The organism is Devosia sp. BK (genome assembly GCF_032907385.1).
GTDB lineage: Bacteria > Pseudomonadota > Alphaproteobacteria > Rhizobiales > Devosiaceae > Devosia.
Genome location: NZ_JAIMBX010000001.1, coordinates 1732084 through 1745143 on the forward strand (window position 1 = coordinate 1732084; position 13060 = coordinate 1745143).

Annotated in this window: 11 protein-coding genes; 9 read left to right on the forward strand and 2 right to left on the reverse strand. The window is 60.4% G+C overall.

Annotated elements, in window-relative coordinates; translation table 11 throughout:
• Window positions 1–200: 200 nt before the first annotated feature.
• The 8 genes from rplI (at window position 201) to DevBK_RS08540 (ending at window position 8632) form a co-directional block, all read left to right on the forward strand.
• Window positions 201–767: a 50S ribosomal protein L9 gene (gene rplI / locus DevBK_RS08505; RefSeq protein ID WP_061907158.1), complete on the forward strand. Its 567-nt coding sequence runs from the start codon at window positions 201–203 to the stop codon at window positions 765–767.
• Window positions 768–904: 137 nt separating this feature from the next.
• Window positions 905–2059 (forward strand): hypothetical protein, encoded by a 1155-nt coding sequence (locus tag DevBK_RS08510; RefSeq protein ID WP_317185116.1) that lies wholly within the window; start codon window positions 905–907, stop codon window positions 2057–2059.
• Between the two features lie 102 nt (window positions 2060–2161).
• Window positions 2162–2797: a hypothetical protein gene (locus DevBK_RS08515; RefSeq protein WP_317185117.1), complete on the forward strand. Its 636-nt coding sequence runs from the start codon at window positions 2162–2164 to the stop codon at window positions 2795–2797.
• 144 nt (window positions 2798–2941) lie between these two features.
• Entirely contained in the window at window positions 2942–4426 is a 1485-nt protein-coding gene (locus tag DevBK_RS08520; protein ID WP_061907161.1) for a replicative DNA helicase, read from the forward strand.
• A 2-nt stretch (window positions 4427–4428) separates the two neighbouring features.
• On the forward strand, window positions 4429–5556 hold the full coding sequence (gene alr / locus DevBK_RS08525; protein ID WP_062630980.1) for an alanine racemase: 1128 nt from the start codon (window positions 4429–4431) through the stop codon (window positions 5554–5556).
• A gap of 94 nt (window positions 5557–5650) precedes the next feature.
• Entirely contained in the window at window positions 5651–6181 is a 531-nt protein-coding gene (locus tag DevBK_RS08530; RefSeq protein WP_317185118.1) for a DUF1697 domain-containing protein, read from the forward strand.
• Window positions 6182–6183: 2 nt separating this feature from the next.
• Window positions 6184–7584, forward strand: a complete 1401-nt coding sequence (gene radA, locus DevBK_RS08535; RefSeq protein WP_317185119.1) for a DNA repair protein RadA — start codon at window positions 6184–6186, stop codon at window positions 7582–7584.
• Window positions 7585–7912: 328 nt separating this feature from the next.
• On the forward strand, window positions 7913–8632 hold the full coding sequence (locus DevBK_RS08540) for a helix-turn-helix transcriptional regulator (RefSeq protein WP_317185120.1): 720 nt from the start codon (window positions 7913–7915) through the stop codon (window positions 8630–8632).
• Window positions 8633–8642: 10 nt separating this feature from the next.
• Here DevBK_RS08540 and DevBK_RS08545 read toward each other — a convergent pair whose 3' ends face one another.
• Window positions 8643–9521 (reverse strand): CheR family methyltransferase, encoded by an 879-nt coding sequence (locus tag DevBK_RS08545; RefSeq protein ID WP_317185121.1) that lies wholly within the window; start codon window positions 9519–9521, stop codon window positions 8643–8645.
• Window positions 9522–9619: 98 nt separating this feature from the next.
• Window positions 9620–11656, reverse strand: a complete 2037-nt coding sequence (locus tag DevBK_RS08550) for a methyl-accepting chemotaxis protein (RefSeq protein ID WP_317185122.1) — start codon at window positions 11654–11656, stop codon at window positions 9620–9622.
• Window positions 11657–12293: 637 nt separating this feature from the next.
• On the opposite strand from DevBK_RS08550, the gene DevBK_RS08555 reads away from it, so the two are divergent.
• On the forward strand, window positions 12294–12926 hold the full coding sequence (locus DevBK_RS08555) for a CvpA family protein (RefSeq protein WP_061907169.1): 633 nt from the start codon (window positions 12294–12296) through the stop codon (window positions 12924–12926).
• Window positions 12927–13060: the final 134 nt, after the last annotated feature.

Consider the following 13060-nt stretch of genomic DNA (forward strand, 5'->3'; position numbering starts at 1 on the left):
ATCTAGCGGCGGTCCGCTGCGCTTCCGGTGCTCACGTACTTAGGTACGCTCCGCTCCGGTTCTCGCGGATCACCACTATCTCATCCCGCCCAACGGCTTCCTTTTGGCATACCAGTGCCAAACCAAAATACCCGCTGGGGTTGCGGATGGTCTGCAACTCCTAACCGTCTTCAAGACGGGACAGCCAAAGGAATAAAAGAATGAAAGTCATTCTCCTCGAGCGTATCGGTCGCACCGGCACCATCGGCGACGAAGTCACTGTGAAGGACGGCTTTGCCCGTAACTTCCTCCTGCCCCAGGGCAAGGCTCTGCGCGCCACCGAAGCCAACCGCAAGCGTTTCGAAAACGACCGCGCGCACATCGAACAGCGCAACGAAGAGCGCCGCAACGCTGCTGCCGGTATCGCCGAAGGCCTCAATGGCCGCACCGTGGTGATCATCCGTCAGGCTGGCGAAACCGGCCAGCTCTATGGTTCGGTTGCTGCTCGCGACGTCGTGGAAGCCCTGGCCAACGATGGTTTCATCGTCCAGCGCAACCAGGTCGACCTTGCCGACCCGATCAAGTCGGTCGGCGTGCACACCGTGCCGCTCAACCTCCACGCTGAAGTTGCTGTGACGATCACTGTGAACGTTGCTCGTTCGGCTGACGAAGCCGAGCGCCAGTCCTCGGGTGAAGACGTTACCGTCCACACCTTCGAAGACGACGAAAACAGCGACTTCGCCGCTGGCCAGAAGGACGCTGCTTCGGACGACCGTTTCGAAGAGTAGTTTTTTCAACGCTGCACTTTTCGAAAGGCCGGGCTCACGCCCGGCCTTTTGCTTTGGCGTAGTAAAGGCCTGATGCGTCACGTTTCGGTCACAGGCCACGGCTCTAGTCAAATCCGACCAGATCGGAGAAAGACCAGATGCGCTTGACCGCCTGCCTGACTTTGACCGCCCTTCTCGTGGCCGCGTCCCCTGCCCTCGCGCAGAAAACCAAAACCGTCAGCTTCATCGATAGTCTCAACCAGGCAACGGCGACCGAAGCGGTCGAGAGCTTTGTCGATGCGATGGAAGCGCAGGATTTCTTCTCGGCCTATTATTACCTTTCGCCCGAAGCCAAGGACAGCACCTATCAGACGCTGGCGTCGCTGCAGTTCGGCAAACTCTTGCCGGGAACAGACCCGTTCAAAATGGAAGGCTCGGTGATCGGCGACCGTACACTGCCGGCGGTGCTGCAGGAGGACCTGACCGAAGGCGCGCAGATATTCGACGATCTCATGCAAGGGGCACTGGTCTCGGGCCATGCGCCATTCACCTTTGAAGATGCCGAGGTGATGTCGATTACCGAAGGCGACGCCGACGGAATGGCCGAAGTCGCCGTGAGCAAGGGGCCGAGCCCGCTCAAACTGTCGCTTCAAAAGACCCAATGGGGCGATTGGCGGGTGGACGAGATCACCTGGGAGGGTTCGGCAGAAGGCAAGCCATGGGACGCCGGCGAGAGTGCCCCCGTCGAAGGCGCGACCCGGGCCGAGGGTCCACGGACCATCCTCGACACCCTGCCGACCGAAACGCCTGAAGACGTGGCGGAAGCGTTCGTCAATGCTTTCGCTGCAGGCGATTACTACCAGGCGCATTTGCTCATGAGCCCCGCCGCGAAGCGCGCATTGCTCGATCCGATGCGACCCATCATGATGATGCAGTTCCTGCCCGGGCTCGACGAGGCCGATTTGCCGGGAACGGGGCTATTTCGCCAAGTCCAGCGGGCGGACGCCTTGGCATTCGACACGATGCGCGATCCGGCAGTGGTTATGCACCGATTGTTGACCGCAGCGGAGCGGCAGGGCGTCATGCCATTCAGTTTCGATGGTGCTGAAATCGAAGGCGTTGGTCACGTCACCGAGCCAAGTGAGCCTGACACGGGCATGGTTGCCGAGACGATCGCAACGGTGAAGACATCAGGCAATCCGGACAGCATCACGCTTCATCTGGTGCAATTGCCCAACGATCAATGGCGTGTGGATCGCCTTTCGTGGGTGGGATCGCTGGACAAGCTGCGACCATGGGGTGTGCCGATCTAAGCGGCGGCCACCAAAATTGGTGGTATCGCCGGTTGCGCGCGTTTTAGCTTTGGCGCGCAAGCACTTGGCCCTATAATGCCATGACTTCTGGGGGACAGAACCATGCGATTTGCTGCAGCCGCGCTGACAGCGCTCATCTTGTGCGTGCCGGCCATGGCGCAAGAGGGCCGGACCTTCGTCGACCGCTTGCCGATGGACACGCCGCAGAGCACGGCCAAGGCCTTTATCGACGCGTTCAACGCCAAGGACTTCGTGACCGCTTATTACATGCTGTCGCCCGAAGCCAAGCGCACCTTTGTCGATAGCTATTATGCCTATACGGCCGGCCGCTATTTCACCGTCGGCGAGACCGGCTTGGTCGAGGGCTCACTGCTGTCCGATGCGACGCTTTCGGACGATGAGCTGGCCGAGGTCGGCGACGACACCGCGTTGATCTTCGACAATCTCGTGTTTCACGCCGATGCCAATGGCGAGATGCCATTTAGCCTTGCAAATGCCGAGCCGGCACTGGTTGCGCCTACGGGTGAAAGGACGGCGCTGATCACCGTCGAAGGCGGGCAGCCGGCGACGATCCTTATGGATGCGGAGCTGCTTTATAATGGCGATTGGCGGATCGACCGTATCCACTGGGCCGGATCCGATGCCGCGCTGAAGCCATGGGGCCTCACCACCGGCAAGGTGAAGAAGCATGAGACAGCCCCGGAAGCGGAAGACGCGCCTGCCCCGACTCAGCCATGATCGTGTGCAACACCGGAGATCTACAATCCCCGTTGTTCACAGTCTTCACAGCCTGCGGAGTTTATTAAGCCTTAGCCTCGTAGGTGATGTGGGACTCTAGCTGCGCTCGCGTGGTTAGAAAGGTTAACACACCCGAGGACACCAATGGCTGAGATCGCGCGGCTGCACCCGGCCGAAGACAAGTCGTTTCGCTTAGCGCCCCACAATGTGGAGGCCGAGCAGGCGCTGTTGGGCGCTATCCTCATCAACAACGAAGCCTTTTATCGCGTCTCGGATTTTCTCGAGCCGGAGCATTTTTACGAGCCGGTTCACCGCGATATCTATGACATCACCAGCAAGGTAATCCGCGCCGGCAAGTCGGCTGATCCGACGACGATCAAGACCCACCTGCCCGATCAACTTCTGCCCGAAATGACGATGTCGCAATATCTGGCGCGTCTGGCGGCGGAAGCGACCACGGTCATCAATGCGGGCGACTATGGCCAAGCGATCTACGACCTCGCGATCCGCCGCAACCTGATCCTCGTTGGCGAGGAAATGGTTTCGGTCGCCTATGAGTCGGAAGTCGAAATGACGCCGACCAAGCAGATCGAAAAGGTCGAGGGCGAGCTATTTCAGCTTGCGGAAAAGGGCCGCTACGATGGCGGCTTCCAGGCTTTTGGCGCCGCGCTCAGCGCCTCTATCCGCATGGCAGGCGAAGCCTTTCAGCGCGATGGCGGACTTTCGGGCGTCGCAACGGCACTGCACGATCTCGACCGGCAGATGGGTGGTTTGCAGCGCTCGGACTTGATCATCATCGCTGGCCGCCCCGCCATGGGCAAGACCTCGCTCGTGACCAATATCGCCTATAATGTCGCGAAGGCCTGGCGCGGTGAAGTAACGCCCGAGGGCCACAACAAGACCGTCGATGGCGGCGTCGTCGGCTTCTTCAGCCTCGAAATGAGTTCGGAACAGCTCGCGACGCGTATTCTCGCCGAACAGGCAGAGATTTCATCGTCGGACATTCGCCGCGGCCGCATCCACGACAGCCAATTTTCCAAGCTGGTCGATGTGTCCAATATGATGAGCAAGGTGCCGCTCTATATCGACGACACGGGCGGCATTTCGGTGGCGCAGCTTGCGGCGCGCGCGCGACGACTGAAGCGGCAGAAGGGGCTCGACCTCCTGATCGTCGACTATCTCCAGCTGCTTTCGGGCTCATCGAAGGCATCGAGCCAGAACCGCGTGCAGGAACTGACCGAAATCACGACGACGCTGAAGGCGCTGGCCAAGGAACTGGAAGTGCCCGTCATCGCGCTCTCCCAGCTTTCCCGTCAGGTCGAAGCGCGCGACGATAAACATCCTCAGCTAGCAGATTTGCGCGAATCGGGTTCTATCGAGCAGGACGCCGACGTGGTGATGTTCGTTTACCGCGAAGAGTACTATCTGAAGAACAAGGAACCCAAAGAGGGCACGCCAGAGCACATCACCTGGCAAGGGGAAATGGAGCAGGTGCACGGCAAGGCGGAAGTCATCATTGCCAAGCAGCGCCACGGCCCCACCGGCACTGTGCAGCTGAGCTTTGAAGCCCAGTTCACCCGCTTTGGAAATCTCGCAAGGGCAGACTACCTGCCCGAACGCATGGAATAGGTATGAAGCTGACGTCTGGCCTTGGAGGCCAATTGACTGTCGACCTGGGGGCACTGGCCCGGAACTGGCGCGCACTCGACAAAGTGAGCCAGGGGGCGCTGACGGCTGCCGTGGTGAAGGCCGATGCCTATGGTACCGGGATCGAAATGGCCGCGACGGCGCTTTATGCGGCCGGGGCGCGGTTCTTCTTTGTCGCGACGCCGGACGAAGGCGCTGCGGTGCGCACATCCCTCCCTGAAGCGCATATTTTCGTGCTGGATGGCCTCTATCCCGGCGCGGCGAACTTTTATATCCGGCAGAACCTGATGCCGGTCATCTCCTCTATGGAGATGCTCGAAGAGTGGCTCGCCAAATGCGTCGAGCGGAACGAGGGCTATCCGAGCGCTTTCCACTTCGACACCGGCATGAACCGGCTGGGTTTCCGGCTCAACGAGTCGGTCGCGGTGCGTGAACGCATTTCGCGGCTTGGCTATGCGCCGCAGATGGTCATGAGCCACCTCGCCTGTGCCGATGTGCCCAACCACGAGAAAAACCGCACGCAATTGGCGCTGTTCAGTTCGGTGCTCAACCAGTTTCCGGGGATCCCCGCCTCGCTCGCCAATTCGGCAGGGCTGATGACGGGGCGAGATTATCATTTCCAGATGGTCCGACCCGGGATTGCGCTCTATGGCGGCCGCGCCGTCATTGGGCGCAAAAACCCGATGGCCAATGTGGTCACGCTACATGCGCCGATCCTGCAGGTACGCGAAGCGCGGACAGGCGAGACCGTCGGCTATGGCGCCGCCTATTCCCTTTCGCGCGATAGCCGGCTGGCAGTGATCGGCCATGGCTATGCCGATGGATTTCAGCGCAGTCTCTCGTCAAACAATACGCGGCCGGGCGGCAAGGTGTTCGTACGCGGCAAACTCTGCCCGATCCTTGGCAAGATTTCGATGGACCTAACCATTGTCGATATCACCGAGCTTGGGCCCGATATTCCCAAGCCCGGCGAGGGCGTCGAAATATTCGGGCCCAACATCAGTGTAGACGATCAGGCAGATGTTGCCGGCACGATCGGCTATGAAATGCTGACCTCCCTCAAGGGGCGCTATTCGCGTAACTATGTCGGCAATGGTTATCTGCAGGAATAGCATATAGTTCTCTATTTGTTCTTGTCATGCTTGATATCGCTTGTTAGTGTCGCGGCAGCGAGCGGCGGGCGAGATGGCTGGACAGACAAGGACTTTGGCGATTCTTCTGCGAGCCATCGGGCCGGTAACGCATAAGCTCATGTCGATGACCCAATGGCGCGCGGCGTCGGAGGCTGCCGGGTTTCTTGCGCCGGAAACGCTGGTCAATACTGGGAATATGCTGGCTGAATTCGACGGCTCCGACGTGGCAGCTGTCGAGAAGATGACGGCTGTACTGCGCGGGTTCGGGCTTAGCGAAAACGTGGTGCCGGTCGTGCGGCGGCCGGAGCTGCTCGATGCCTTGATGGCGGCCAATCCTATCGAGGCTGCGGCGGAGCGGGCGGACCAAACTGGGGTCTATTTCTTTGCCGCAGACGAGCCGGATTTCGGCTGGCTCGAAGGCCATGACGGGCCGGAGAAAATCCAAATGGTCCAGCGGCATCTCATCATCGATTTTGGGCCTAATGTAGCGCAATCGGCGCGGCTGATGCGGCTCATCGACAAGCGTTGCGGGACCAATACCGTGCGCAACTGGAACAGCGTCCGACGCATCGCGGAGCGGTGCCGTCTACGAGAGAAAGTCTAGCCTTGGCCAAACTCAAATCCAATTTCGTCTGCCAAGCCTGTGGCGCGGTCTCGACCCGTTGGCAGGGGCGGTGCGATGCCTGCGGCGAGTGGAACACCATTGTCGAGGAGATGATCGACAGCGGGATTGGCGCGGGGCCGAAGGCAGCGAAATCGGGCGGCCGGCCAACGAACCTGCTGCCCCTCGCCGGCGAAACCGAAGGCGCGGCGCGGGTCGTTACCGGCATCGCTGAGCTCGACCGGGTGACCGGCGGGGGCTTTGTCAAAGGCTCGGCCCTCTTGGTGGGCGGCGACCCGGGCATCGGGAAATCGACGCTGCTGCTGCAATCGGCGGCGGCCTTGGCCAATCGCGGCAAGCGCGTCATCTATGTTTCGGGCGAAGAGGCGATTGCGCAGGTGCGTTTGCGCGCGCAGCGGCTGGGATTGGGCGAGGCCAGCGTGCTGCTCGCGGCCGAGACCAATGTCGAGATCATTCTGGCGACGCTCGAAAACGGACCGCCACCGGATCTCGTTATCATCGATTCCATCCAGACGCTCTGGACCGATCGCGTCGAAAGCGCGCCGGGGACGGTAACGCAGGTGCGGACTTCCGCCCAGGCGTTGACGCGGCTGGCGAAGAAGACTGGCGCGGCCGTCGTTTTGGTGGGTCACGTGACCAAGGACGGGCAGATCGCTGGGCCACGTGTCGTTGAGCATATGGTCGATGCCGTGCTCTATTTCGAAGGGGATTCGAGCCACACGTTCCGTATTTTGCGCGGCGTAAAAAACCGTTATGGCGCGACGGACGAGATCGGCGTTTTCGCCATGACCGAGCGCGGGCTCGAGCAGGTGGCCAATCCATCGGCGCTGTTCCTCGACCAGCGCGATCAGGACGCGGCGGGCTCGGCGGTGTTCGCCGGCATGGAGGGCACGCGCCCGATCCTCATCGAAATTCAGGCCCTGGTTGCCCCCTCCCCGCTTGGCACGCCGCGACGCGCCGTGGTCGGTTGGGATTCTTCCCGGCTTTCGATGGTGTTGGCGGTGCTCGAAACGCGCTGCGGTGTTCGCATCGGGGCGAACGATATTTATCTCAATGTCGCGGGCGGGCTGAAAATCAATGAGCCGGCCGCGGATCTGGCCGTGGCGGCCGCGCTGATTTCCTCGCTGACTGGATCGCCCTTGCCCAAGGAGGCCGTCTATTTTGGGGAAATTTCGCTCGCCGGCGGCGTGCGGCCAGTGGTGCATGCGGGGCTGAGACTACGCGAAGCACAGAAGCTGGGCTTCCAGTCGGTGATGACCGGACGAATGAACACCGTCGATCGCGCCGGAGATTTTGCGGTCAACGAATTTACCCAGCTATCGGAAATGGTCAGCCGGATTGCGGCGAACGGGAAGAAGCCGGTGGCTGAGCCAGAGGGCTGGTGAGCGGAGAACAGCGCTGTCTAGTACTCGGTGAAGTGCTCAGCTGCGCAAGATGCCCGCCTTAAACACCGAAGAAGTCGTATGACTTTGCAGCGAAGGTCGGAGCGAGTTGACTATAGAACTCAAGATCACAGATTTTTGAACGACTTTGGGTGGCGGGGAGGCATCTATAGCGCTTTGGAAATCTGGGAATTTCGAACCGCCAATTATCCCTGTTTATTAGTTCAGACAAACCTAGGTTATTGTTGCGCACGGTCTGACTCCAGACCATAAGCGGAGGCCCCAAATTCTATGTGCCCGAGTAGCTTCGGGCCCAAAGCTAGGCCTACCAATGTTCATGATGATCCCGCTTGTCGATCGCATCCGGCAGAGCGCGGACGAGGCGGCGCTCCTCGCCAATTTCCAGCTTTCGATGGCGGAGCTGGGCTTTAGTTGGTCCAATCTTTCCATCGCCATGAACATGGCAGAGGTCGGCTACGAGGTTCTCGTCAGCAATTGGCCGGAAACGGTGCGCCTGAAATTTCACGAGAAGACGAGGGTGGATAGCGGGTTTGCCGCGCAGCTTCCGCCCGCCGGCATGAGCTTTACCTGGAACGATATGACCCTTGCTGGTCACCGGGAGGATAGCTTCATCTCGGTGCTGCTTGCCCATGGCATCAAGACGGGTGCGTTTGCCTCGCTGACGGATTTTAACGGACGGCCATACAAGCTGGTGGTTGGCGCGGAGTCGGGACATCCGCTGGTCGAGGACTTGGTGGGGCAGGTCATTATTCTCGCGACCATAACCCTGTTGCGGCTGGATAGTCTGGCCCATGCGGAGGCAGCGGCTGATCCCGGACCGGCGGCAGCGACGCTCAATCTCTCCGGGACGCAGCACGAGATCCTGAAATGGGCGGCGGCGGGGAAGTCGAATAGCGATATCGCAGCTATTCTCGAGCTCAGCACGTCGGCGGTGTCCTATCATCTGGCGCGGATTTACAAGATTCTTGGCGTTGCGACGAAACTGCAGGCCGTAGCGCTTCTTACCAATGCGGGCGCTCGCGGCGGCTGAACGGGCGCCTCTAGATCTTTTGGAAAGTGGCCGTCGCGACCTGGCGCACGGCTTCGCATTTACCCGCCATCGGCTCTGAATGTCCGAGGAGCAGATAGCCGCCGGGGCGCAAGTGGGACACGAGCTTGTCGATGACCTTGGCCTGGTCCTCCTTGCTGAAATAGATGAGAACATTGCGCAGGAAGACGATGTCGACGTCCCGGTCGACCGGGTAGTGCTGGTCCATCAGGTTGAGATAATTGAAATTGGTGCGGCGTCGCAGTTCGGGGACGATGCGAACCTCCGATGGCAGGGACTCGCGGCGCGACCAGAGCAGATATTTGAGCTGCATATCTTGCGGGACAGGCGCGATCTGCTGGGTCGGGTAGATGCCGATGCGGGCTTGCTGGAGCACTTCGGTCGAGACATCGGTGCCAAGGATCGAATAGCGGAAAGCGCCAGTCTTTTCGGCCATGTTGGCAAGCACCATGGCGGTCGTGTAGGCTTCAGCGCCAGTCGAACAGGCCGCGCTCCAGACCTTGATGGTGGGTAGCCGCTCCATTCGACGCGAGGCCAGAAGGTCTTTGACGATCGTCGAGCGGAGCAGGTCGAAGTGTTGCGGCTCGCGGAAGAAGTCGGTCTTGTTGGTGGTCAGGACGTTGACGAGATGCGGCAGTTCCGTTTCGAGCCCTGCGCGGCGAAAGAGAAGATCGCTATATTCGGCAAAGCTCGTCATTTGCAAATCGCGCAGCCTCCGGCGCAGACGCGCTTCGACCATGGATTGTTTGGTGGAATGCAGCCGCACGCCGATTTCGGCGCCAATGAGATCGACTATGCGGGTGAAGTCCCGGTGTGAAAGCTGGTCGACGGTCGCTTGCGGGCTGAAACTCGTTGGTTGAGCGAACTGCACTTGAGATCTCCGGGGCGGTTCGCCTCCCCCAGACGCGAACCACGGACTAGCTTTGCATGTGGGCGACGGCGCCCCGGATCGAGGCGCCGTCGTATAGGCTAGGCAGCACCGCGGCGCATGAAATCGCCGTCGAGACTGTCATTGCCGTCATCAAGGTCGAGGTCAAAACCGCCCGATAGTGGCCTCGACTTGCCAGGCTTCGAAAAGTGCGGTGCGGAGGCCATGACGGCGGAGCGGATATCTCGCTTCACCGGCGTTTCGGCCGCGACACGTAGCGCTGGGGCGGCGTCACTATCGACACGGAAGTAGCTGATGGCTGCCTGGAGCTGCTCGGCCTGGCTCGCGAGTTCTTCGGCAGTTGAAGACATTTCCTCGGCTGCCGAGGTGTTCTGTTGCGTGACCTTGTCGAGCTGCTGAATGGCGGTGTTGATCTGGGAGGCGCCGGCATTCTGTTCGCGGCTGCCAGCAGAGATTTCTTCCACCAGTTCGGCGGTGCGCTGGATATCGGGGACGAGCTTTTCGAGCATGTCGCCGGCGGAGCGGGCCGCTTTGACGGTGGTTGCAGAGAGCGTCGAGATTTCGGCCGCAGCGGATTGTGATCGTTCGGCGAGCTTGCGCACTTCGGAGGCGACTACGGCAAAGCCGCGACCATGTTCGCCGGCACGAGCGGCTTCGACGGCGGCGTTCAACGCGAGAAGGTCGGTCTGTCTGGCGATTTCCTGCACGACCATGATCTTCTCAGCGATCGTCTGCATGGCGGAAACCGCGTTGTTGACCGCCTGACCTGACAGAAGGGCATCGGCGGCGGACTGGCGGGCGATGCGTTCGGTCTGGGTGGCGTTGTCGGCGGACTGCTTGATGGTCGCCGTCATTTCTTCCATCGATGCCGAGGCTTCCTCGGTCGATGAGGCCTGCTCGGTCGCGCCCTGGCTCAACTGCTCGGCCGTGGCCGACATTTCCTGGCTGCCGGAAGCTACGTTGCGGGTTGCGGCCGTCACTTCCGAGACGACGTCGCGTAGCTTGCCGGTCATGGCGTTGAGCACTTTTACGAGGTCGCTGAGTTCATCATCGCCCTTGGTAGCGGCAGACGCATTGAGATCGCCGCCTGCAACATCATTGGCAAGCTGGACCACGGTATTCAAAGATCGCGAGATCGATGTGACGATGAGGGTCGCGGCAAGAGCGGCAATAATTGACGAGCCAGCGAGGATGGCGAGCAGCAACAGGCGGCCTTGCTCGTAGAGCGTCGTTGCCGCGGCATTTTGCTCGGCGAGGTTTTCGACGCTGGCGGCGACGATGGCGTCCACGAGTTTGGTGATCTCCGCACGCAGGGGAGCGGCCTGCTTTGAGGCAATTTCGGTCGCTTGATAGGTGCCGCGCTGGAGCGAAATGTCATTGACGGTCTGCATGCTAGCGAAGAACGCTTGCATTTCCGAGGCGATGGCGTTGGCGTCCCTTGCTTCGGCGGAGGATAGTACACGAGTTAGCCGATCGGCTTCGGCGCCGGCCTTTGCGGTCGTTTCGGTAAAGTCGGCCTGATATTTGTCCTGCTCGGTCGGGTTCTCGTCGGACAAGAGCAGGTTGCGGTGTTGACGGTAGGCCTTGGATACCAAGGCCTCAAGCTGCGTGACGCCGATGTAGGCGTCCGTCGCAGAGGGATCTCCCGCCATCAGACGGCGGCGAGCCGCATCGGACAGGGCGCTCAGCTTTTCCTCGAGGCTCCGGTTGGCTTCGGTGATGACGCCGGTTGTCATCTGATAGGCCCGAGCATTGCTGTTCTTGCTGGCTTCGTCAGCAACGTCGGCAATCGCAGAACGGTACGATCCAAGAAGATTGGAGATCTGTTCGATGGTTTCGTTGTTGGCCGCGACGGAGAATGTGCCCTTGAGCTGATCGACCGTGACGCTTGCACCCGCCAGCATCTCGCTGACCGAGCGCGCCATCGCAGCAATCTCGGCATCGTCGCTCGAGATGATCATCTGCCGCATGTTGGACGCCGCAGTCGCGAGATCGGCCTGGACCTTGCGCACGGAGAGCGAACGCTCGACCGGCCCGGTGACGATGGTGTCGATCTTGTCGTTGAGGGTGCCAAGGTTCTGGATGGCGTAGAACATGCCGCCGGCGGAAAGCAACATGACCGCGGTGAAAGTCGCGGCCAGCTTTGCCTTTATCGTCAATCTCATTGTGCAGGCTCTTTTTCTGATGCTGCTGCAGGCGGCTCCTGCCGCCGGCATTTAAAAAACATGCGTTTGCGGCGCGACCGGATTTGAACCGCAGATATCGGCGCGCTCAAAATTCCCAGTGACCTACGAGGGGACTGCAGGGTCACTGGGGATCTTTTTGAGGCGAGTCGCGGCAGGCGCAGCAGACAGAGGGGCGCTTCAAACCACCCTGCCCTTGCGCATTCCGCCCATGACAAATGCGAGAAAAGGGGCGGCGAGCAAACCAACCAGGTAACTAGTTGCTAAGACCTATGTGATTGGGTGAATTGGCAGCACTACATCCTCGATTCCGCCGCCAAGCGGCCAGCACCGCCTTTGTCTCCAGGCCGATGGATGCCGCACTTACGGTCGCTGCAATCGTGCCGCTTTTTTAGGTCAGACAGTGCGCGCGGTGTTGACGAGCGATGATTTGAACCTGACGCATCGGCACAGATGTTAAGAAACTCTGAAAGATCACGTGCTTGCGCCCCTGTTGGCCTTGGCACGGGAGCACAAAGCCGCTAATGGTCCCGCAACAGGCCAAGGCGGCAACTGGAGACAGGCAAAACATATGCTGACAGCGTTCGACGTTGGTGTGGGTGTCTTGGTTTTGATCTCGGCGATCCTGGCGACCGCCCGAGGCCTGACGCGCGAAGTGCTTTCGCTGGCAACGTGGGCCGGCTCTGCCGCCATTGCCATCTATATGTATCTCTACCATCCCGATATCGCGCAGCAGTATATCGCTGAAGAGATCGTGGCCAATATTGCGACCGTCGTGGTGAGCTTCATCGTCTCACTCATCGTGCTGCACCTGCTTACCATGCGCATCGCCGATTTCGTGGTCGATAGCCGCATTGGGCCAATCGACCGGACGCTGGGCTTCGTGTTCGGCGTGCTGCGCGGCATTCTGATTGCCATCGTCATCACCATCTTCGGTACGTGGCTCCTCGGCACCAACCTGCCGGAATGGGCGCGCAATTCGCAGTCGCTGCCGCAGCTCCAGAATATGGGCACGACGCTGATCTCGATGCTGCCTGAAGGTCTCGAACAGCAGGTTAATGACGTCATCAAGGGTGGCGGTGCCGATTTGACCGCCGATCCCGAGGCTCAGACCACGCCGCAGGAAACCGTTCCTGTCGATCCTACCATCGACGGCACCGTAGACCCGACCGACGCTCCGGTTGCCGGCGAAACCCAGACTTGATCTGAAGCGGGCGTTCTCGTCCGCATCAGGCCCAACCCCCAAATCTGTCATTGGTGTGGGCAGGCAAATGCGCTATTGGCGTGAACCAGAAACCGTCACTGTCCGCAGGCCAGCGGAGAGTGAGCCTAAAGTTC